The organism is Pseudomonas sp. Pseusp21, assembly GCF_059492145.1.
In genome coordinates this window covers 2,185,988-2,205,248 of the sequence record NZ_CP168520.1, presented here as the reverse complement: position 1 = coordinate 2,205,248, position 19,261 = coordinate 2,185,988, and the positions used below count along the sequence as shown (strand labels likewise).

Annotated in this window: 21 protein-coding genes and 1 pseudogene; 14 read left to right on the top strand and 8 right to left on the bottom strand. The window is 59.5% G+C overall.

Features of this window, described 5'->3' with window-relative positions; translation table 11 throughout:
- The first annotated feature begins 16 nt into the window (after positions 1–16).
- Positions 17–682: a bifunctional 4-hydroxy-2-oxoglutarate aldolase/2-dehydro-3-deoxy-phosphogluconate aldolase gene (locus ACEN93_RS09975; protein WP_039766101.1), complete on the top strand. Its 666-nt coding sequence runs from the start codon at positions 17–19 to the stop codon at positions 680–682.
- Between the two features lie 200 nt (positions 683–882).
- On the top strand, positions 883–1,599 hold the full coding sequence (locus tag ACEN93_RS09970; protein WP_495611358.1) for an intradiol ring-cleavage dioxygenase: 717 nt from the start codon (positions 883–885) through the stop codon (positions 1,597–1,599).
- Here ACEN93_RS09970 and ACEN93_RS09965 read toward each other — a convergent pair.
- Both ACEN93_RS09965 and ACEN93_RS09960 read right to left on the bottom strand, forming a co-directional pair.
- A complete protein-coding gene (locus tag ACEN93_RS09965) occupies positions 1,596–2,777 on the bottom strand; it encodes an aminotransferase class V-fold PLP-dependent enzyme (RefSeq protein ID WP_490841222.1) in 1,182 nt (393 codons plus the stop codon). The two genes, ACEN93_RS09970 and ACEN93_RS09965, sit on opposite strands and share 4 nt — an antisense overlap.
- A gap of 25 nt (positions 2,778–2,802) precedes the next feature.
- Positions 2,803–3,039: a DUF3820 family protein gene (locus ACEN93_RS09960; RefSeq protein WP_003213031.1), complete on the bottom strand. Its 237-nt coding sequence runs from the start codon at positions 3,037–3,039 to the stop codon at positions 2,803–2,805.
- 204 nt (positions 3,040–3,243) lie between these two features.
- Between ACEN93_RS09960 and ACEN93_RS09955 the strand changes: the two genes are divergently transcribed.
- Complete coding sequence (locus ACEN93_RS09955; protein WP_064598919.1) at positions 3,244–3,711, top strand: ferritin-like domain-containing protein; 468 nt, start codon at positions 3,244–3,246, stop codon at positions 3,709–3,711.
- A 68-nt stretch (positions 3,712–3,779) separates the two neighbouring features.
- On the opposite strand, the gene ACEN93_RS09950 is transcribed toward ACEN93_RS09955, so the two are convergent.
- A complete protein-coding gene (locus ACEN93_RS09950; RefSeq protein WP_003227420.1) occupies positions 3,780–4,250 on the bottom strand; it encodes a MaoC family dehydratase in 471 nt (156 codons plus the stop codon).
- A gap of 43 nt (positions 4,251–4,293) precedes the next feature.
- Complete coding sequence (locus ACEN93_RS09945; protein ID WP_495611357.1) at positions 4,294–5,238, bottom strand: alpha/beta hydrolase; 945 nt, start codon at positions 5,236–5,238, stop codon at positions 4,294–4,296.
- Positions 5,239–5,486: 248 nt separating this feature from the next.
- Here ACEN93_RS09945 and fadD2 point away from each other — a divergent pair, with 248 nt between their 5' ends.
- Entirely contained in the window at positions 5,487–7,175 is a 1,689-nt protein-coding gene (fadD2, locus tag ACEN93_RS09940) for a long-chain-fatty-acid--CoA ligase FadD2 (RefSeq protein ID WP_039766110.1), read from the top strand.
- A gap of 345 nt (positions 7,176–7,520) precedes the next feature.
- Positions 7,521–9,218: a long-chain-fatty-acid--CoA ligase FadD1 gene (fadD1, locus tag ACEN93_RS09935; protein WP_495611356.1), complete on the top strand. Its 1,698-nt coding sequence runs from the start codon at positions 7,521–7,523 to the stop codon at positions 9,216–9,218.
- A gap of 167 nt (positions 9,219–9,385) precedes the next feature.
- Here fadD1 and ACEN93_RS09930 read toward each other — a convergent pair whose 3' ends face one another.
- Positions 9,386–9,763 (bottom strand): hypothetical protein, encoded by a 378-nt coding sequence (locus ACEN93_RS09930; RefSeq protein WP_007951149.1) that lies wholly within the window; start codon positions 9,761–9,763, stop codon positions 9,386–9,388.
- Positions 9,764–9,960: 197 nt separating this feature from the next.
- Between ACEN93_RS09930 and ACEN93_RS09925 the strand changes: the two genes are divergently transcribed.
- The 3 genes from ACEN93_RS09925 (at position 9,961) to def (ending at position 11,822) form a co-directional block, all read left to right on the top strand.
- Positions 9,961–10,152, top strand: coding sequence for a CsbD family protein (locus ACEN93_RS09925; protein WP_039766114.1), 192 nt, complete (start codon positions 9,961–9,963; stop codon positions 10,150–10,152).
- A gap of 177 nt (positions 10,153–10,329) precedes the next feature.
- Positions 10,330–11,280 carry a YihY/virulence factor BrkB family protein gene (locus tag ACEN93_RS09920; RefSeq protein ID WP_039766115.1) on the top strand — a complete coding sequence of 317 codons (951 nt, stop codon included), beginning with the start codon at positions 10,330–10,332 and terminating at the stop codon, positions 11,278–11,280.
- Between the two features lie 2 nt (positions 11,281–11,282).
- Positions 11,283–11,822 (top strand): peptide deformylase, encoded by a 540-nt coding sequence (gene def / locus ACEN93_RS09915; RefSeq protein ID WP_103386027.1) that lies wholly within the window; start codon positions 11,283–11,285, stop codon positions 11,820–11,822.
- Here the strand turns inward: def and ACEN93_RS09910 are convergent, their stop codons facing one another.
- Positions 11,823–12,242 (bottom strand): GNAT family N-acetyltransferase, encoded by a 420-nt coding sequence (locus ACEN93_RS09910; protein ID WP_414882095.1) that lies wholly within the window; start codon positions 12,240–12,242, stop codon positions 11,823–11,825. It lies immediately after the preceding gene.
- 350 nt (positions 12,243–12,592) lie between these two features.
- Here ACEN93_RS09910 and ACEN93_RS09905 point away from each other — a divergent pair, with 350 nt between their 5' ends.
- From ACEN93_RS09905 to ACEN93_RS09880, 6 genes and pseudogenes are all read left to right on the top strand, one after another.
- On the top strand, positions 12,593–13,534 hold the full coding sequence (locus ACEN93_RS09905) for a fatty acid desaturase (RefSeq protein ID WP_495611355.1): 942 nt from the start codon (positions 12,593–12,595) through the stop codon (positions 13,532–13,534).
- Between the two features lie 7 nt (positions 13,535–13,541).
- A complete protein-coding gene (locus ACEN93_RS09900; RefSeq protein ID WP_074688290.1) occupies positions 13,542–14,333 on the top strand; it encodes a phosphate/phosphite/phosphonate ABC transporter substrate-binding protein in 792 nt (263 codons plus the stop codon).
- A gap of 127 nt (positions 14,334–14,460) precedes the next feature.
- Positions 14,461–15,006 (top strand): sigma-70 family RNA polymerase sigma factor, encoded by a 546-nt coding sequence (locus ACEN93_RS09895; RefSeq protein ID WP_039766123.1) that lies wholly within the window; start codon positions 14,461–14,463, stop codon positions 15,004–15,006.
- Positions 15,003–16,016: an ABC transporter substrate-binding protein gene (locus tag ACEN93_RS09890; RefSeq protein WP_039766125.1), complete on the top strand. Its 1,014-nt coding sequence runs from the start codon at positions 15,003–15,005 to the stop codon at positions 16,014–16,016. Before ACEN93_RS09895 ends, ACEN93_RS09890 begins: the two co-directional genes overlap by 4 nt.
- Positions 16,017–16,605: 589 nt before the next feature.
- Positions 16,606–17,376: pseudogene (locus ACEN93_RS09885) on the top strand (PAS domain-containing protein); the annotation flags it as partial.
- A gap of 9 nt (positions 17,377–17,385) precedes the next feature.
- On the top strand, positions 17,386–17,925 hold the full coding sequence (locus ACEN93_RS09880) for a methyl-accepting chemotaxis protein (protein ID WP_495611551.1): 540 nt from the start codon (positions 17,386–17,388) through the stop codon (positions 17,923–17,925).
- Between the two features lie 46 nt (positions 17,926–17,971).
- Here ACEN93_RS09880 and ACEN93_RS09875 read toward each other — a convergent pair whose 3' ends face one another.
- Together ACEN93_RS09875 and ACEN93_RS09870 are read right to left on the bottom strand one after the other, a co-directional pair.
- On the bottom strand, positions 17,972–18,433 hold the full coding sequence (locus ACEN93_RS09875) for a hypothetical protein (RefSeq protein WP_074688282.1): 462 nt from the start codon (positions 18,431–18,433) through the stop codon (positions 17,972–17,974).
- A gap of 154 nt (positions 18,434–18,587) precedes the next feature.
- Positions 18,588–19,154, bottom strand: coding sequence for a hypothetical protein (locus ACEN93_RS09870; protein WP_085667971.1), 567 nt, complete (start codon positions 19,152–19,154; stop codon positions 18,588–18,590).
- Between the last annotated feature and the right edge of the window lie 107 nt (positions 19,155–19,261).

Genomic DNA, 19,261 nt, shown 5'->3' with positions numbered 1-19,261 from the left:
CCAAGGAACAGCCGCTATGAAAATTCCATCCCCGACCGTTTCCATGGCGGACAAAGTTGCCCTGATCGACAGCCTCTGCGCCAAGGCGCGGATCCTGCCGGTGATCACCATCGCCCGCGAACAGGACGTGCTGCCATTGGCCGACGCCTTGGCCGCCGGTGGTCTGACCGCGCTGGAAGTGACCCTGCGTTCGCAGTTCGGCCTCAAGGCGATCCAGATCCTGCGCGAACAGCGCCCGGAACTGGTGACCGGTGCCGGCACCGTGCTCGACCGCAATATGCTGGCCGCGGCCGAAGCTGCCGGTTCGCAATTCATCGTCACCCCGGGCATCACCCGTGACCTGCTGGAAGCCAGTGTCGAAAGCCCGATCCCGCTGCTGCCGGGCATCAGCAATGCCTCCGGCATCATGGAAGGCTATGGCCTGGGTTATCGCCGCTTCAAGCTGTTCCCGGCGGAAGTCAGCGGCGGCGTGGCTGCAATCAAGGCACTCGGCGGCCCGTTCGGCGAAGTGAAATTCTGCCCGACCGGCGGCGTCGGCCCGGCCAACATCAAGAGCTACATGGCGCTGAAAAACGTCATGTGCGTGGGCGGTAGCTGGATGCTCGATCCTGAGTGGATCAAGAACGGCGACTGGGCCCGCATTCAGGAATGCACCGCCGAGGCGCTGGCGCTGCTGGACTGATACTTTTCAATTAGTTGCAACCCTACACTTCGTTGTGTGTTCTACGGCTTTAACGGTGCGCTTGGTCGGTGCGCCGTTTTTTTTTGCCCGCAAAAAGCTTTTGTTATTTCGAGAAACGTTATTTCGAGATACATAGTTACCGCACCAAGCTTCGTATGTGGCGTTAACCTGCGTTCATCTTATGGAAGAGAGAACGCGTCATGGATAACCAGCCTTCAGCTTCATCGGTTTATCAACTGGCCCCCGAGCAGGTCGCGGGGCCCTATTTTCGCAATCCCAAACTGCTGCGCCGCAATATCAGCGAAGGCGCCGAGGGCCTGCCTTTGCTGCTGCGCCTGACCATCGTCGATGCCATGACCGCCGAGCCGGTCACCGGTGCGCTGGTGGATATCTGGCACTGCAACGCCCGCGGCGCGTACTCCGGCTGGAGCCGGGTGAACCCGGATCTGGAAGTCGACGTCGAGGACATCGGCTCGATCCCGCGAACCGACGACGACACCTATCTGCGCGGCGGTCAGTTCAGCGACCACAAGGGCAGGGTGCGCTTCACAACGATCTATCCGGGTTTCTACGCCGGGCGAGCCCTGCACATTCACGTGGCGGTGCGTATCGTCTGCGGTAATGAGTATCTGGATGAGCGCAATGTGGCCTGGGTCGGGCAGCTGTATTTTCCGGAGGTGGTGTCCCGTGGCGTGCTCAACGCCAAGGCCTATCGCGGGCGCGGCTCGCTGCCGGTGTGCAACAACGACGATGTCTACTACACCAAGATGGGTGGTGAAGAGTCGACCCTGACCGTCTGGCCGATCGGCCGCGACTCTCACGAGGACGGTTACTTCGGCCACCTCACGATCGGCATCGACACCTTTGCGGTGTCGTCGCAGATCAAGCCCGAGGATTTCGACAAGTACACGGTTTAACGCAGTTCGTTCAGTGCCTGAACCAGGAGCTGGATTTCCGCCGCCGTGGTGGTCAGCGACGGCGTGATACGGATGCATGGCCCACAGGCCGAGCCATTGCGCACCACGGTGAACAGGTTGTAGTCGTTGAGCAGGCGTTCGACCATCACCTGCTGGTCGGCATGCCGGGTAAAGCGTAGCGAGGTGATGCCGCAATAGAGACGCGGATCGTCCGGGGTCGTGACTTCGATGCCCGGCAGATTGCGCACGGCGCTCACCCACAGGTTGCGCAAGTAATTCATCCGCGCGCCTTTGGCGGCCGCGCCACCCAGTGCGCGGTGTTCCTCGAACACCAGTGGCAAGGTCATCAACGCCGGAATGTTCGGCGTGCTGTAAGGCGTGCGCGAACGGATGTCGTCAGCCGAAAAATGCATCTCGCCCATGTCCGGGTCGATGTCGGCCAGGCGCTGCGGGGCGATGTAGATAAAGCCGAGGGTCAGCGGCGAGCCGATCCACTTGTGCAGGTTGTACCCGGCGAAGGCGATGCCCAACGCTTCGAGGTCGAACTCAATCTGCCCGAGCGCATGGGCGCCATCAAGGATGATATCGACGCCATGCTCCCTGGCCAGCGAGGCAATGGCCTGCACCGGCATTACCAGCCCGGTGCGGTGGGTAACGTGAGTCAGCGCCATCAGCTTGAGCTTCGGATAGCGGGTAAAGGCTTCGCGGTAAGTCGCCAGCAGGCTGTCGAAGCTGGCCGGGTGGGTGTGCTCGATCTCGATCACCTCGACCCCGCGATGCTGCGCCAGCCAGCGCATGGCGCCCTTGACCGTGTCGTACTCCAGGTCGCAGATCAGCACCTGGTCGCCCGGCTGCAGGCGGTTGTAGTTGCGGATCAGAGATTGCAGGCCGGCAGTGGCGTTGTGGGTGAACGCCACGCTTTGCGCGCGGACGCCGATCAGCTCGGCCAGTTGCGCGCGGATATCGAGGCTGTCGTGCTGTTCGAAACGTTGGCGCACGTAGATCGAGTTGCTGTTGTTGATCAGCTCGACGTTGCGCTGATACTCCTCGATCACGGTGCGGGACATCCGTCCGAAGTAGCCGTTCTCCAGGTTCACGGGGCCGGGATGGCGGTCGTATCGGTCAGCGAAGGTTTGCCAGAAGGCTTCGTCTCGGGCGCGGCGGGTGTTATCGGGCATGGTCGACTCGGATCAGGGTGACGCCTCAGTGGCGCGGGGCAGGTTTGCCATGTTTGGCGCGCAGCGGTTCGAGCAGTTCCGACAGGCCGTTGTGATCGATTTCCTGCATCAGGGCCAGCAGCCCGCCCAGTTCGCCATGGGGAAATCCTTCCCGGGCGAACCAGTTCAGGTACGGGCCCGGCAGGTCGGCAATGATCCGGCCCTTGTACTTGCCGAAGGGCATTTCGCGGGTGATCAACAGTTCGAGCTTTTCGGGGTTCATCGTTGGAATCGTCTGGGTTGTAAAACACGTTGGAAAATACAGGCATTCTGCATGCAGGCCAAATGACAGATCATGCAAATAACAGGCATACAGATTTTCGTTTTATTTATAACTTATTGAAAATTAACGATTAATTTCTTTTCGAAAAGCTGGCACGACCACTGCAACACTCCTTGCATCTTTCACCACGCAAGGAATTGAAAAATGACTGACATGAATAAAGAAGCCATCTCCGTCCTCAACGACCTGATCGAAACCAGCAAGGACGGTCAGGAAGGGTTCAAGACCTGCGCTGAAGACATCAAGCACCCAGAACTGAAAGCTCTGTTCACCCAACGCTCTGCCGATTGCGCCACGGCGGCGGCCGAGCTGCAGGCGGCGGTGCGTTCGATGGGCGGCGATCCGGAAACCTCGACCAGTGTCAGCGGTGATCTGCACCGTCGCTGGGTCGACGTCAAAGCGATGTTCACCGGCAAGGACGAAGAAGCGGTGCTCAACGAAGCCGAGCGCGGTGAAGACCACGCCCTGAAGGCTTATCGTGAAGCGATCGAGAAGATCAACAAGCACAACCTGGTCGGCATCCGTGATCTGGTCGAGCGCCAATACCATGGCGTGCAACGCAATCACGATCAGGTGAAAGCGCTGCGTAACCAGGCTCGCGCACGCTCGTAAGCGTTCGAGGCCAACAAAAACGCCAGCTGGTCTGGCGTTTTTTTGTGCCCGGATTTAACCGAGGACGATCAGCCGATGCTGATGGCCGGCAACGTCGGGAGGGTTACGGTCTGTTGCTTGCGCGGCGCCAGGATCTCGGCCTCGCCGTCCACCACCAGCTCATCGCGCTGGTTGAATACGCGCGTGGCGATGCGCACACGGAATTTCGGCAGTTTCTCGAGGATTTCCAGGCGTACGGTCAGGGTGTCGCCGATCTTCACCGGCTTCTGGAAGCTCATCTGCTGGCCGATATAAATGGTGCCCGGTCCAGGCAGCTCGCAAGCCACGGCCGCACTGATCAGCGCGCCGCTGAACATGCCGTGGGCGATACGTTCCTTGAACATGCTGGCGGCGGCGAACTCGGCGTCCAGGTGCACCGGGTTGTGGTCGCCGGACATCGCGGCGAACAGCTGAATGTCGCGTTCCTCGACAGTCTTGCTGTAGCTCGCGGTCTGGCCCACTTCGAGGGCTTCGTAAGGGATGTTGGTAACCTGGGTCATGGGTCTGAATTCCTGTGACGGATGAAATGAATCCACAAAAAAATTATTCGCTGCGGTGCGGCCGGCGATGGCTCAGGGCCTGTTCGATCCAGGCCAGCACATCGGCGGTCACTTCGTCGCGGTTGCTCTCGTTGAACAATTCGTGCCGCGCCTGCGGGTAGATCTTCAGTTGCAGGTTCTGGCTGCCGGCCGCGCGCAAGGCATTGGCCAGATCAGTCAGACGCTTGCCTTCGCTCACCGGATCACATTCGCCGCCGATCACCAGCAGCGGCAGGCCCGGATCGATCTGGGCGAGATTGGACGCTTTGCTGATTTGCTGCAACCCGCCGAGCAGGTCGATCCATAGTTGATTGGTGCAGCGAAAGCCGCACAGCGGGTCGGTGGCGTACTTGTCGACCTCGGCCGGGTCGCGACTGAGCCAGTCAAACGCGGTGCGCGCCGGTCTGAATTTATTGTTGAACGAGCCGAACGACAGCCATTCGATCAGCGCGCTGCGGCCCTTGGCACCCTGGCGCAGCTTTTCGAACCGGGCGATCTGCCGGGCCGCACGGTACAGCGCAACCGGCTGGAAATTCGAACCGCTGAGAATCGCGCCATGCAGGCTGGCGCTGTGATGCAGCAGATAAGCCTGTGCAATGTAACTGCCCATGCTGTGCCCGAGCAGCACGATCGGTACTCCCGGATGACGCTGGCCGAGGAACTGGTTGAGACTCGCGAGATCTCCAACCACCTTGCACCAGCCATCGTCGTCGGCGAAATGCCCCAGAGTCCCATGATCGGCGGTTTTGCCATGCCCGCGCTGGTCGGGTGCGTACACACCGTAGCCTTCGGCGCAGAGCGCCTCTGCCAGCCGAGCGTAGCGTGCGCTGTGTTCCGCCATGCCGTGGGCCAGCAGAATCACCGCCTTCAGCGGCGCGTTCGGCAGCCACAGGTTGACGAAGAGGCGGCTGCGGTCACTCGCGTCCAGCCAGAAGGTGTCGTGGATCATGGCGATTCCTTTTGCGGCCTGTTTTTGCTCAAGCGTCTTGCAGAGGTTGCATTGTATAGCGCGTCCGATCAGCTCACGCCACGGCAGGAAGATTCACACGATCAATGACGACCTTGCCCATATTTGCCTGATTGACCATAGCTGCTAGTGTCCGTGAAGCCCCGCTTTTTGCTCTCGGCTTTTTCACGGACGGAAAGAAATGACAGCGAAGCGGCCCCGGATCGGCTCAGGTAAAGAGGACAAGAACAATGCAACCTGATTTCTGGAATGACAAACGCCCGGCGGGCGTACCCCTGGACATCGACGCGGGTGAATTCAAGTCGGTGATCGAGGTGTTCGAGCGTTCCTGCAAGAAATTCGCTGATCGCCCGGCGTTCAGCAACATGGGCGTGACCCTGACCTACGCCGAGCTGGAGCGCCAGAGCGCCGCGTTCGCCGGTTATCTGCAAGCCCACACCGATCTGGCGCCGGGGGATCGCATCGCGGTGCAGATGCCCAACGTCCTGCATTATCCGATTGCCGTGTTCGGCGCCTTGCGTGCCGGGCTGATCGTGGTCAACACCAACCCGCTGTACACCGCGCGGGAAATGCGCCACCAGTTCAAGGATTCCGGTGCCCGGGCGCTGGTGTACCTGAACATGTTCGGCCAGAAAGTCCAGGAAGTGCTGGCGGACACCGACATTCAGTATCTGATCGAAGCGAAGATGGGCGACCTGATGCCTGCCGCCAAGGGCTGGCTGGTCAACACCGTGGTCAGCAAAGTGAAGAAGATGGTGCCGGCGTATTCGCTGCCCCAGGCGATTTCCTTCAAGAGCGCTCTGCGCATGGGTCGGGGCCTGGGCATCAAGCCGCTGAAGGTCGGCCTGGACGACATTGCCGTCCTGCAATACACCGGCGGCACCACCGGCCTGGCCAAGGGCGCGATGCTGACCCACGGCAATCTGGTGGCGAACATGCAGCAGGTGCGCGCCTGTCTCGGCCAGTTCGGCAGCGACGGCCAGCCGTTGTTGCGCGAAGGGCAGGAGGTGATGATCGCGCCGCTGCCGCTCTACCACATCTATGCCTTCACCGCGAATTGCATGTGCATGATGGTGTCGGGCAACCACAACGTACTGATCACCAACCCGCGTGACATCGGCGGCTTCATCAAGGAGCTGAAGAACTGGAAGTTCTCGGCGCTGCTGGGGCTCAACACGCTGTTTGTCGCGCTGATGGATCATCCGGACTTCAAGACCCTGGATTTCTCCACCCTCAAGCTCACCAACTCCGGCGGCACCGCGCTGGTCAAGGCCACCGCCGAGCGTTGGGAGCAGATCACCGGTTGCCGGATTACCGAAGGTTACGGCCTGACCGAAACCTCGCCGGTGGCCTGCACCAACCCGTACGGCGAGCTGTCGCGGATCGGCACGGTCGGCCTGCCGGTGCCGGGCACCTTGTTGAAAGTCATCAACGACGACGGCGTCGAGCAGCCCCTGGGCGAGCGCGGCGAGCTGTGCATCAAGGGCCCGCAGATCATGAAGGGCTACTGGAACAAGCCCGAGGCTACCGCCGAAGTGCTGGATGCCGAGGGCTGGTTCAAGTCCGGCGACATTGCAGTCATCGACCCGGACGGTTTCGTGCGCATCGTCGACCGCAAGAAAGACATGATCATCGTCTCCGGTTTCAACGTGTATCCGAACGAAATCGAAGACGTGGTGATGGCCCACCCGAAAGTTGCCAACTGCGCAGTGATCGGCGTGCCGGACGAGCGATCCGGCGAGGCGGTGAAGCTGTTTGTGGTGGCGCGGGAAACCGGGGTGAGCCTGGAAGAGCTTAAGGCCTACTGCAAAGAGAATTTCACGGCGTACAAGGTGCCGAAACACATCGTGCTGCGTGAGTCATTGCCGATGACGCCTGTCGGGAAAATTCTGCGCAGAGAGTTGCGCGATATCGCATAAAAGAATTGCGCTTCACTCTATCGCGAGCGGGTTCGCTCCCACAGGATCATCAGTGAACCTGTGGAAGCGAGCCCGCTCGCGATTTTTTGTTTCAAGGCCCCGAAAACCGGGACTTTCAAGGTGTTATAGGATTTTTGCTCTAAAATGACTGCCAGTAGTTCTTGAGTCATTAAAATGACTGTAGGGGCCGCTTTTGGCTCTAGTCGACCCTTGGCAAAGCTGCTACTCTCGGCGCGCTTTGTGACTTCTCGGCCTTGTAAAAAGCCAGACTCACCAATAAACAAACACCAATAATAATCGCATCAAATGCGGTGCTGAATTCGCGTTGCTGAGGAGTGGGCTTCCATGATCGAAGACTTTTGGAAGGATAAGTACCCCGCTGGAATTGCTGCCGACATCAATCCAGACGAGTACCCGAATATTCAGGCAGTGTTGAAGCAATCCTGCCAACGCTTCGCCGACAAACCGGCGTTCAGCAACCTGGGCAAAACCATCACCTACGGTGAACTGTACGAATTGTCCGGTGCGTTTGCCGCTTATCTGCAACAGCATACCGATTTGCAGCCCGGTGATCGAATCGCCGTGCAACTGCCCAACGTGCTGCAGTACCCGGTCGCCGTCTTCGGCGCCATCCGCGCCGGGCTGATCGTGGTCAACACCAACCCGCTGTACACCGCGCGGGAAATGGAGCACCAATTCAACGACTCCGGTGCCAAGGCGCTGGTGTGCCTGGCGAACATGGCGCACCTGGCCGAAGCCGTGGTGCCGAAAACCGGCGTCAAACACGTCATCGTCACCGAAGTCGCCGACCTGCTGCCGCCGATCAAGCGCCTGCTGATCAACAGCGTCATCAAGTACGTGAAGAAAATGGTTCCGGTCTACCACCTGCCCAAAGCCGTCAAGTTCAACGACGTGCTGAGCAAGGGCCAGGGCCAGCCGGTGGCTGAAGCCAACCCGGACAGCGGCGACGTCGCGGTGCTGCAATACACCGGCGGCACCACCGGCGTGGCCAAGGGCGCGATGCTCACCCATCGCAACCTCGTCGCCAACATGCTGCAGTGCAAGGCGCTGATGGGCTCCAACCTCAATGAAGGTTGCGAGATCCTGATCACGCCACTGCCGCTGTACCACATCTATGCGTTCACCTTTCATTGCATGGCGATGATGCTGATCGGCAACCACAACATCCTGATCAGCAACCCGCGCGACCTGCCGGCGATGGTCAAGGAACTGTCGAAGTGGAAGTTCAGCGGTTTCGTCGGCCTCAACACGCTGTTCGTGGCCCTGTGCAACAACGAAGGTTTCCGCAAGCTGGATTTCTCGGCGCTGAAAGTCACCCTGTCCGGCGGCATGGCCCTGCAACTGGCCGCAGCCGAGCGCTGGAAAGCGGTCACCGGTTGCCCGATCTGCGAAGGTTACGGCATGACCGAAACCAGCCCGGTGGCCACGGTCAACCCGATTCAGAACATTCAGATTGGCACCATCGGGATTCCGGTGCCGTCGACCCTGTGCAAAGTCATTGACGACGCCGGTGTCGAGCAGCCGCTGGGCGAAATCGGCGAGCTGTGCGTCAAGGGCCCGCAAGTGATGAAGGGCTACTGGCAGCGTCAGGAAGCCACCGATGAAATGCTCGACAGCGAAGGCTGGCTGAAGACCGGCGACATCGCGCTGATCCAGCCGGACGGCTACATGCGCATCGTCGATCGCAAGAAAGACATGATTCTGGTGTCCGGTTTCAACGTGTATCCGAACGAACTGGAAGACGTGCTGGCGGCCCTGCCGGGCGTGTTGCAGTGTGCGGCCATCGGCGTTCCGGACGAAAAATCCGGCGAGGCGATCAAGATCTTCATCGTCGCCAAACCGGGTGTCACCCTGACCAAGGAACAGGTGATGGAGCACATGCGCGCCAACGTCACCGGCTACAAGGTGCCGCGCTCCGTGGAGTTCCGCGATGCGTTGCCGACCACCAACGTCGGCAAGATCCTGCGTCGCGAACTGCGTGACGAAGAGCTGAAGAAGATCAAGGCGAAGAACGCCGCGTAAACAGGAAGCCCCGCAGATGCGGGGCTTTTTGTTGGTTTACCGCTTGATCGTTCCCACGCTCCGCGTGGTAACGCATCCCGGGACGCTCTGCGTCCCTGCCGTGCTGGACGCGGAGCGTCCTGGGCGGCATTCCCACGCAGAGCGTGGGAACGATCAGCTTGAGTGTCTTATTGGCGGAACGGCGCGAAGTTAACGTTGGTCCCCGCCGGGCGCATGTCCTGCAGGTACGAGTCCTTGTCGGCGCTCAGTTCCAGGCTCAGGGCTGCCTTGCGCTTGCCTTCGTTGCGGATCACCAGGCCTTCGAGTTTCTCGCGCAGGAACACGGTCGGCACTTTCAGGTGCAGCAGTTCGTCGGTGGCCGGGGTGTGCATCAACAGGTGAATCCACTCGTACTGACCGATCGCCAGACGCGACACCGGCAAGTCGAACCACCAGATGTTGCGGTTGCGGTTCAGTTCGGCGAAGTGGCAGTTGTTGGTGCCGAGCACGGCACCGCCCAGTTCCTGGTTGCGACGGGCGATGGCCTGCTTTTTATCGAGTTTCATAACATTCCTGCGGGATCGGTTCTGCGGCGCCTGGCGCCCTTATGGCGGGCATTCTCGGGGCAACGCTCACAAACATAAAGCCAAACCTGCACGCCGCGACGAAATGAAGCCCTGAAAATAAATGAAACTTGGCGCAAACCGGGCCAGTCAATCATTACGTACTGACTTTCCCCGTTAATGTTCCAAGGAGAATCACCATGGGTAGCACGAGCGATAAAGTGAAAGGCATGGCCAACGAAGCGGTCGGCAACGTCAAGCAGGGAGTCGGCAAAGCCACCGACAACACCAAACTGCAAGCCGAAGGCAAACTGCAAGAGAAGAAAGGCGAGGCCCAGCAAGCGGTGGGCAAAGCCAAGGACGCGGTCAAGAAGGGCGTCGACAAGGCCTGATCCGGCCTTGAACGAAACAGCGAAGCGGCCATCCAAGGATGGCCGTTTTCGTATCCCGCTCACATGCGGTCACGGAACACAGTGTTTCAAAGTCGCCAAGTGAGCTACTTTGATGAGAGAAAAACGGCCCCTGAGTCGCCACGACTTCAACCTGTTCTGCGGCGAAAGGAGACGCGAATGATTTTTCCGGACATGAAAGGTCTGCCCCTGCACCGGGTGATGGTGCGCACGGTCACCGAATTCGTCGACGACGAGATGTCGACCTATGCCTCGGCACTGGCCTACCAGATGCTGTTCTCGCTGTTCCCGTTCATTCTGTTTCTGATTGCCCTGATCGGTTTCCTGCACCTGCCGGACTTCTTCTCCTGGCTGCGCCTGCAATCGGAGCTGGTATTGCCGCCCCAGGCGCTGGAGCAGGTCAACCCGGTGATCGATCAGTTGCAGCAATCCAAGGGCGGCCTGCTGTCGGTGGGTATCGTCATCGCCCTGTACACCGCGTCTGCCGGCGTGCGCCTGATGATGAGCGCAATGAACGCCGCCTACGACGTGGTCGAGGGCCGGCCTCTGTGGAAGCGGTTTCCGCTGTCGATCATCTACACCGTCGGCATCGCCGGCATGTTGCTGGTGGCCGCAGCGCTGATGGTGCTCGGCCCGCAGGTGATGGGCTGGATCGCCGCGCAGGTCGGGCTCGAAGAAGTCATCGTTACCCTGTGGACCATCGCCCGCTGGCCGGTGATCGTGATTCTGATGATGGTGGCCGTGGCGCTGATCTATTACGTGATGCCCGACGTCAAACAGGAATTTCGTTTCATCACCCCCGGCTCGGTGCTGGCGGTGGTGGTGTGGATCATCGCGTCCCTGGGCTTCGCGTTCTACGTCAAGACGTTCGCCAACTACAACGCCATGTATGGCAGCATCGGTGCAATCATCGTGCTGTTGCTGTATTTCTACATTTCCGCCGCCGTGTTGTTGCTCGGTGCGGAGATGAATGCGGTGATCGAACACATGTCCAGCGAGGGCAAGGATTCGGGCGAGAAAGTCCCCGGCGAACTCGATGAACATCCCAAACAACACGTTTCCGGCCTCGGGCGCGATCATTCGCTCAAGCCGAACACTGACGAAGCCTGATCATGATCCGTGAAATCCTGAAGATGGGCGACGAACGCCTGCTGCGCATCGCGCCGCCGGTGCCCGCTGAAATGCTCGACAGTCCCGAGCTGTGGCAATTGATCGACGACATGTTCCAGACCATGGAAAGCGTCGGCGGCGTCGGTCTCGCCGCGCCGCAGATCGGTGTCGATCTGCAACTGGTGATCTTCGGTTTCGAGCACAGCAAGCGTTATCCGGACGCCGAAGCAGTGCCGCAGACGATCCTGATCAACCCGCTGATCACGCCGCTCAGTCCGCTGATGGAAGAGGGCTTCGAAGGCTGCCTGTCGGTGCCGGGCCTGCGGGGCGCGGTGGATCGATACCAGCGGATCCGTTACGAAGGCGTCGACCCCAAGGGTGAGCCGATCTCGCGGGAGGCCTCAGGGTTCCATGCGCGGGTGGTACAGCATGAATGCGATCACCTGATCGGGCGCCTGTACCCGTCGCGCATTACCGATTTCAGCAAGTTCGGTTTTACCGAAGTGATGTTTCCGGATCTCGATCCCAACGCTGACGACTGACTAGCCCGCGCGCGGTGCCAGTTCCATGGCAATCATCGGCTTGCTCCGCGCATAACGACTCAAGCGCTCGGCCATGGCCTGGGGCAGGGCAGGATCGAAAGTGAAGCCGCGCCGCTCGTAGAATTCGCGCAAGTCCGGGTGGCAGAACAACCACACCGGCATATCCACACCCTTCACCGCTTCGGCAATCAGCTGTGCGGCAATGCCTTGCTCACGGCAGGCCGGATCGACGAACAACCCGGTCAACCAATGTCCGCCGAACACCGGCCGCAGACACAACGCCGCCACGATTTCCTCTCGCCGCGCCACCCATAATTGCGCCTCGCGCACCGCTTTCATCGACGAGTGATGCTGGCGGTAGAACTTGTTCATCAAGGGCCAGGACAGGTCGTCGAGCTGGCTGTAACGGATGTCGGTCATGAATCGGACTGCCGGTGCAAAAGCTGCGGATTATAAAACAACGTGCCCGCCGGGATAGGTGTATACCTGATCTCACATCCCCTCTGAGTGGAGTACGCATCATGTCCAAAGGTATGGATTCGAAAAAAGCCGCGAAGAAGAAACCGGCCAAGACCGCCATCGAAAAACGCCACGAAAAGAGGGCGAAAAAAGTCGACATTTTTGGCCATTGATCACGCCTCTCGGGAGCCCGGATCCGGGCTCCTGTCTTGTCCTTGAAATCAGCGTCCTTAAAAAAACCGCAAAAATAATCTGCAAGATTTCCCGTTGGTGCTGCACAGAACGATCAGACCCTCGTTCCGAGCCACGCCATGCCCCACTATTTCGACGATGCCCATCGCCAACAGATCGAAACCCTGCGCCAGCGCTTCACCGCCCGCACCGAGTGGCCGACCTGGCTGCTGCTGATCGGCGTGTACGGCGGCTGGTTCGCGATTGTGCTGGGCAGTGAATGGCTCGGCCTCGGGTGGAGCACGCTGCTGCTGATTCCGTTACTGGTGCTGTGGCTGTCGGTGCAGCACGAATTGCTCCACGGTCATCCGACGCGCTGGACCTTCGTCAACAAAATCCTCGGCTATGCGCCATTTGCGGTGTGGTATCCCTACACGCTCTATCGCGACAGCCATTTGCAGCACCATCGCGACGAAGACCTGACGATTCCCGGCGTCGATCCCGAAAGCCGTTACCTGAGCGCCGAGCGCTGGCAGGGCCGTTCGTTGTTCGAACGCAGTCTGCACTGGCTGAACAAGACCGTATTGGGCCGCTTCATTCTTGGTGCGCCGCTGGCGTTGCTGGCGCTGGCCGGTGAAGAACTGCAACGTCTGAAAAGCGGCGAGCGCCAGGCCTGGCTGATGTGGCTGACCCACGGCGCCCTGACCGTGCTGATGCTGTTCTTCATCGCGCGCTACAGCGTGTTGCCGGTGTGGCATTACCTGTTTTTGATCAGTGTGCCGGCGCTGTCGATCGCGATGGTCCGCTCCTACTATGAACACCGACCGCACGAGAGGCCGGAACAGCGCACGGTACTCAACGAAGCCGGATGGCCATGGCGCTGGCTGTTCCTGAACCTGAATTTCCATCTGGTACACCACGACTTGCCGAAGCTGGCGTGGTACGACTTGCCCAAGGCCTATCACATGCGCCGGGAGCAATGGGTGGCGCGCAGCGGCGGGTTTCTGGTGCAAGGTTATGGGCAACTGTGGCGCCGGCACGGCATCAAGCCGATCGACAGCCCGCAGCATCCTTTTATTTGAGGCCAGCATGACGTCAGGTTACGCAGAACTGTTGATGTACATCGCACCCGAGCCGATTCGCGCGGCGAACGAGCAGTGGCTGGCGCGGATTCTCGAACACCTGGGCCGTTCGCGGCTCGATGCCGAAGGCCTGTCGCTGCTTGAACTCTGGCGTTCGCCTGAGTTGCTGCTGACCCAGACCTGCGGCTATCCGCTGATGACCGCGCTGCGTGGGCAGGTCAGGATTGTCGGCCGTCCGCGCTACGAATTGCCCGACGCCAGCGCCGGCAACCATTGCAGCCTGATCCTCGCCCGCGCCGAGGATCCGCGCCGCAATCTGGCGGAGTTCTTCGACAGTCGCGGGGTGATCAACAGCGAGGACTCCAACAGCGGCATGAACCTGTTGCGTCAGCGTTTGGCGCCGCTGCATCGGGACGGTCAGTTTTACGCCTCTGTGGGCATCAGTGGCGGGCATCGCGAAAGCCTGCGCTGGTTGCGCGAAGACCGCGCCGATCTGGCAGCCATCGACAGCGTGACCTTCGCGTACCTGGCGCAGTACGCCGCCGCAGAGGTCAGCGGCTTGCGGGTGGTGGCACGCAGTGCGTTCAGCCCGACCTTGCCCTTCATCACCGCTGCCAGCACGACGGACGAACAGATTGAACACCTGCGCCGGGCGATGAATCGCAGCCTTCAAGACCTGCCCGATGTGGCCCGCATCCTCGGTTTGCCCGAAGTCCTGCCCGCCAGTGAAAGCGATTACCTCGTCCTGCTGGATTATCAGCGCGAGGCCGAAGAACTGGGTTATGGCCGCTTGCGCTAGCAGTCTCTTGTAATTCACTAATGGAATATAAAAATTCTTTTTAAGTATTTTTAACGCATAAGGCGCCTTGCTAGGATCGCGCCACCGGACGACCGGACATTCAGCGACCCTTGACCAAGGAGCCCCCATGTCCGGCGCCGACTCATCCCATCGCAATCATGTGCACACGTTGTTTGGCGACCATTACCAGTGGTTGTGCACACGTCTGCGTCGGCAATCGAATGATGCGGCCACCGCCGAAGACATCGCCGCCGAAACCTTCGCGCAACTGCTCGAAGCCCCGGGCCTGACCGCCATCCGTGAACCCCGCGCCTTGCTCACCACCATCGCCCAACGCCTGCTGTACGAGCGCTGGCGGCGGGGCGATCTGGAGCGTCGACATCTGCACCAACTGCAACAGGGCGACCTCGATCACCCGCCGTCTCCCGAAGAACTCGCCGACCTGTCGCAAAGCCTCAAGCATTTGGACCGCACGCTCCAGCGCCTGCCGGGCAAAGTCCGCTCGACCTTTCTGCTGGCGCGCATTGACGGCCTGACCTACCCGCAAATCGCTGCCGAACTGGGCATCTCCCAGCGTTCGGTGAGCCTGTACATGACCCGTTCCCAGGCCCTGTGCAACCGCCACAGCGCCAACCAAACCCTGACTTCCTCCCAGAACAAGAGGTCCGCATGAGATCGCTCAAAACCCTGCTCGGCAGTTCGCTGCTGGCCCTGACCCTGACTGCCGGCCACGCCGTGGCAGCGGAAAAAACCGCGCCGATTCACTTCGGTGACATCACCTGGGAAAGTGGCAGTTTCATCACCGAAGTGCTGCGCCTGATCGTCGAGAAAGGCTACGGCTACCCGACCGACACGCTGCCGGGCAGCACCGTCAGCCTGGAAGCGGCGCTGGCGAAAAACGACATTCAGGTGATCGGCGAAGAGTGGGCAGGGCGTAGTCCCGCGTGGGTCAAGGCTGCCGCCGAGGGCAAGGTGTTCGGCCTCGGCGACACGGTGAAGGGCGCCACCGAAGGCTGGTGGGTGCCGGAATACGTGATCAAGGGCGACCCGGAGCGCGGGATCAAACCGCTGGCGCCGGAACTGAAATCCGTGGCCGATCTGCCGCGCTACAAGGATGTGTTCAAGGACCCGGAAGACCCGAGCCGCGGGCGCTTCCTCAACAGCCCGACCGGCTGGACTTCGGAAATCGTCAACAGCCAGAAACTCAAGGCGTATGCGTTGAACGACAGTTACGTCAACTTCCGCACCGGCTCCGGCGCGGCGCTGGATGCCGAGGTGGCGTCGTCGATCAAGCGCGGCAAACCGGTGCTGTTCTACTACTGGTCGCCGACGCCGCTGCTCGGTCGCTTCAAACTGGTGAAGCTGGAAGAGCCACCGTTCGACGCCGAAGCCTGGAAAACCCTGGCCGATGCCACCAACCCCAATCCGAGAGGCACCCGCTCGATGCCGGCGAGCCTGGCGATTGGCGTGTCGGCGCCGTTCAAGGCGCAGTACCCGGAGCTGGTGACGTTCTTTGAGAAAGTCGATTTGCCGATCGATCTGCTGAACCAGACCCTGGCCGGGATGAGCGAGAAGCGCCAGCAGCCACGCCAGGTCGCCGAAGCGTTTCTGCGCGATCAACCGCAAGTGTGGAAGCCTTGGGTTCCGGGTGATGTGGCAAACAAGGTGAGCAGCAGTTTGTAGTTCTTTCCGATGTTTTTGTAGTGCTGCACCGACACCATCGCGGGCAGGCCCGCTCCCACAGGGTTGTGCGCAATGTTAAAGCCAGCGTGGTACCTGTGGGAGCGCGGCTTGCCCGCGATGGCGTCCGACCGGCAAAAACGTTTTTGCGCTGAACCGTTTCTCGTCCGCTTCCTGTCCGAACTCCCGCATTACTGGCCGACTAGTGGCCTTGCGCAAGGCCTTGCGCTGTCTATGCTCATTCATAACTAACTATGTCGACCGCCATTCAAAGCGCTCCGACGGCAATCGGTTAGCCGTGAACAAAGCTGCCAGAGTGCGCAATCCAAGGCACCGACACTTGACCGACAAGGAGCTGTTTTTTAAATGGAAGTTCTTCTGCATGTTAGGAATGGCCCGCCCGCGGGCTATCAAGAAAAGGATGTCTTGATTAGAGCGTCGCTGCATGGACTCTTTGATTAATCATCGTTTATCACCTGACAACTTCCTCCCGTGGAGGAAGGCGTGTGCCTGTTCTGTGGAACGTAGTGGTGGATTCTGAAAGACCTGAACTTTCATCAAATCAAAAGAACGCGCGGAAGGTGATAGAGACATGTTCAACCTACATCACAAGGCTGATCTGCAGGAAATCGAACGTTTCAGCTGTGCCCTGACCGAAGCCAACGCCAAGCTGGCGGCGATCAGCCGTTCGATGGCAATGATCGAATTCACCCCCGAGGGCATCGTTCTGGATGCCAATGAGAACTTCTGCAAGACCATGGGCTACAGCGCCGATGAAGTGCGTGGCAAACATCACCGGATTTTTTGTGAAGAAGAATTTTATCGCAGCGAGGAATACGCCAAGTTGTGGCGTGACCTGGCCCGTGGCGAACCCATCAGCGGGACTTTCCTGCGCTTGAACAAGAGTGGGCGGGAGATCTGGCTCGAAGCCAGTTACATGCCGGTGTATGGCCCGGACAAACAGGTCCGAAGTGTGATCAAAGTGGCGTCGGACATAACGGCGCGCGTGAACAAGGAAAAGGAAGAAGAAAGCATGCTGGCCGCCATCGGTCGCTCGATGGCAGTGATCGAGTTCACCCCGGAAGGCAATGTGATCACGGCCAACGACAACTTCCTCAAGACCATGCAGTACTCGCTCAACGAAATCGTCGGCCATCACCACAGTCTGTTCTGTCACCGGGTCGAGGCCGAGTCCGCGCAGTACAAGGCGTTCTGGGCATCGCTCAATCGCGGCGAATATCACTCGCACCGCTTCGAGCGCAAGAACAAGTCCGGGCAGACCGTTTACCTCGAAGCCTCATACAACCCGCTGTTCGACGCCAAGGGCCGTTTGTACAAAGTGGTGAAGTTCGCCAGCGATATCACCCACCAGATGACTACCTTGCAGACCGCTGCGGAATCGGCCCACAGCACCTCGGTACAAAACGACGCCTGCGCGCAAAAAGGCTCACAGGTCGTGCAGCAAACGGTGCAGATCATTCAGGACATTTCCCGCGACCTCAACGAAGCGGCGCTGAGCATCGATGCGGTCAGCAAACAGTCGGACATCATCGGCACCATCGTTCAGACCATTCGCGGCATTGCCGATCAGACCAACCTGCTGGCGCTCAATGCCGCCATTGAAGCGGCGCGGGCGGGTGAGCACGGGCGGGGTTTTGCGGTGGTGGCGGACGAAGTGCGCAGTCTTGCGGCGCGGACCAGTCAGGCGACCCTGGAGATCGTCGACGTGGTGCGCAAGAACCATGAGTTGTCACTGAGCGCAGTGTCGAGCATGCAGTCGAGCCTGAGCCGCACCGGGCTCGGGGTGGAACTGGCGAACGAGGCGGGGGATGCGATTCGGGAGATTCAGCAGGGCTCGCGGCATGTGGTGGATGCGATCAGTCAGTTCAATGAGACGTTGAGATTAGAGTAGCGACTTGGGAATTGCCCCTCTGTATAGAGGGGCAAAATTTTCTCGATCACTCTTTTTCGGTCAAGGAAAAGCTACCAATGGCATTTGCATAATTGGACGCGTTGTCACGCTCTTCTGCCCTGAACTTGAAGGTTCCTCTTGCAAACCTTTTCGTAACGTCTACTTCCAGAATTGTTATTTCCCCGCCCTCTGTAACTGCAGGCCAAGAGCTGACCAATCCGCTTTGATTATAAAAACCAGTGACGCTAAGGTCCTTTGTGAAGGGATATGTGCCAGTTTTGATCTCACCATTGATGTCCACTTGGGCACCTCGTAACCCGTTGGGACCTACTTGGAAACCGCCGACACGTAGCTTTTTTGAGGTGACGATGAAAAAGAGCTCAGTAGTGGTGATGGTTTCTTCCGGGCCACCGTTTTCGCTCACTTTTAAACCAAATAGCCCAACTGCGTTGTTTTCCACGTTCATTTTTAATTCCTTTTCTTGGCTGAGCTGCTGGCGGAGCGGCATTGCTCCTTCACGGTTGATGTTGTTTCAGCTTTGATGGGGAGGACAACTGTCAGAACTTACAGGTATCGACTCTCGGGAGTAAGAAATCGACTAGCGGTAACCGGACGGTGAGGTCAGAGTCTCGAGTGAGACTCTGCTGAGGGAAGGGATCTTCTTAGAGCGAAGCGAGGAACTTGTCCGCCGACTCGTCGCTGATCTTCGCCGAGTTGGCGTCTTGCTTGTTCTGCTTCTCGGCTTCGGCCAGCTTCATCTTGTCCTGCAGTCGCTCGGCGATTTCTTTGCCGATGGCCAGTTGTTTCTCCGGCGGCATGGCTTTGATGTCGTCCTCGGTCAGGCCCATTTCCTTGAGGATACTGTCGCGCAGACGCTGTTCCGGCGTTTTGCTCATGTAGTCCTTGAATTCATCCAGGGCCGATGAGCCTGTGGATTTGCTCGGCGAAGTATCGGAGGTTTGCAGGGCGACGCGGGTCTTGGCGAACGCTTCGTCGACGTTGTCGCTGATACGCGTGGCTTCGCTGACTTGCTGGGTCGCCAGTTGGGTGGCTGATTCCTGCACTTTGGCGTTGGCTTCGGCGGTTTGCGCCTGGGCCTGGTTTTGCAGGGTTTGCAGCATCGCGCCATGCAGACCGCCTTGCAGGCCGGCCGCGGCCGTGGCGGTTGCATCGTCATTCAGCGGCTTGGGCAGGTGGATGATTTGCTGTTGTTTTGCACTGACCAACATGATGAAAGGACCTGTAGGTAATGACTGTCAGCCCTAGGGAGCAATTACCATGCCTATCTAATAATTTATTTTATTTCAATGGCTTGTGGTTTTTGGTGAACCGGCAA

Coding starts and splice junctions, on each gene's coding strand:
- fadD2 (WP_039766110.1), top strand. CDS start 5,487: ATGCAACCTGATTTCTGGAATGACAAACGCCCGGCGGGCGTACCCCTG.
- ACEN93_RS09945 (WP_495611357.1), bottom strand. CDS start 5,238: ATGATCCACGACACCTTCTGGCTGGACGCGAGTGACCGCAGCCGCCTC.
- ACEN93_RS09910 (WP_414882095.1), bottom strand. CDS start 12,242: ATGACCGACATCCGTTACAGCCAGCTCGACGACCTGTCCTGGCCCTTG.
- ACEN93_RS09930 (WP_007951149.1), bottom strand. CDS start 9,763: ATGAAACTCGATAAAAAGCAGGCCATCGCCCGTCGCAACCAGGAACTG.
- fadD1 (WP_495611356.1), top strand. CDS start 7,521: ATGATCGAAGACTTTTGGAAGGATAAGTACCCCGCTGGAATTGCTGCC.
- ACEN93_RS09920 (WP_039766115.1), top strand. CDS start 10,330: ATGATTTTTCCGGACATGAAAGGTCTGCCCCTGCACCGGGTGATGGTG.
- ACEN93_RS09960 (WP_003213031.1), bottom strand. CDS start 3,039: ATGAACCCCGAAAAGCTCGAACTGTTGATCACCCGCGAAATGCCCTTC.
- ACEN93_RS09895 (WP_039766123.1), top strand. CDS start 14,461: ATGTCCGGCGCCGACTCATCCCATCGCAATCATGTGCACACGTTGTTT.
- ACEN93_RS09955 (WP_064598919.1), top strand. CDS start 3,244: ATGACTGACATGAATAAAGAAGCCATCTCCGTCCTCAACGACCTGATC.
- ACEN93_RS09975 (WP_039766101.1), top strand. CDS start 17: ATGAAAATTCCATCCCCGACCGTTTCCATGGCGGACAAAGTTGCCCTG.
- ACEN93_RS09925 (WP_039766114.1), top strand. CDS start 9,961: ATGGGTAGCACGAGCGATAAAGTGAAAGGCATGGCCAACGAAGCGGTC.
- ACEN93_RS09890 (WP_039766125.1), top strand. CDS start 15,003: ATGAGATCGCTCAAAACCCTGCTCGGCAGTTCGCTGCTGGCCCTGACC.
- ACEN93_RS09965 (WP_490841222.1), bottom strand. CDS start 2,777: ATGCCCGATAACACCCGCCGCGCCCGAGACGAAGCCTTCTGGCAAACC.
- ACEN93_RS09900 (WP_074688290.1), top strand. CDS start 13,542: ATGACGTCAGGTTACGCAGAACTGTTGATGTACATCGCACCCGAGCCG.
- ACEN93_RS09970 (WP_495611358.1), top strand. CDS start 883: ATGGATAACCAGCCTTCAGCTTCATCGGTTTATCAACTGGCCCCCGAG.
- ACEN93_RS09880 (WP_495611551.1), top strand. CDS start 17,386: ATGACTACCTTGCAGACCGCTGCGGAATCGGCCCACAGCACCTCGGTA.
- ACEN93_RS09875 (WP_074688282.1), bottom strand. CDS start 18,433: ATGCCGCTCCGCCAGCAGCTCAGCCAAGAAAAGGAATTAAAAATGAAC.
- ACEN93_RS09870 (WP_085667971.1), bottom strand. CDS start 19,154: ATGTTGGTCAGTGCAAAACAACAGCAAATCATCCACCTGCCCAAGCCG.
- ACEN93_RS09905 (WP_495611355.1), top strand. CDS start 12,593: ATGCCCCACTATTTCGACGATGCCCATCGCCAACAGATCGAAACCCTG.
- ACEN93_RS09950 (WP_003227420.1), bottom strand. CDS start 4,250: ATGACCCAGGTTACCAACATCCCTTACGAAGCCCTCGAAGTGGGCCAG.
- def (WP_103386027.1), top strand. CDS start 11,283: ATGATCCGTGAAATCCTGAAGATGGGCGACGAACGCCTGCTGCGCATC.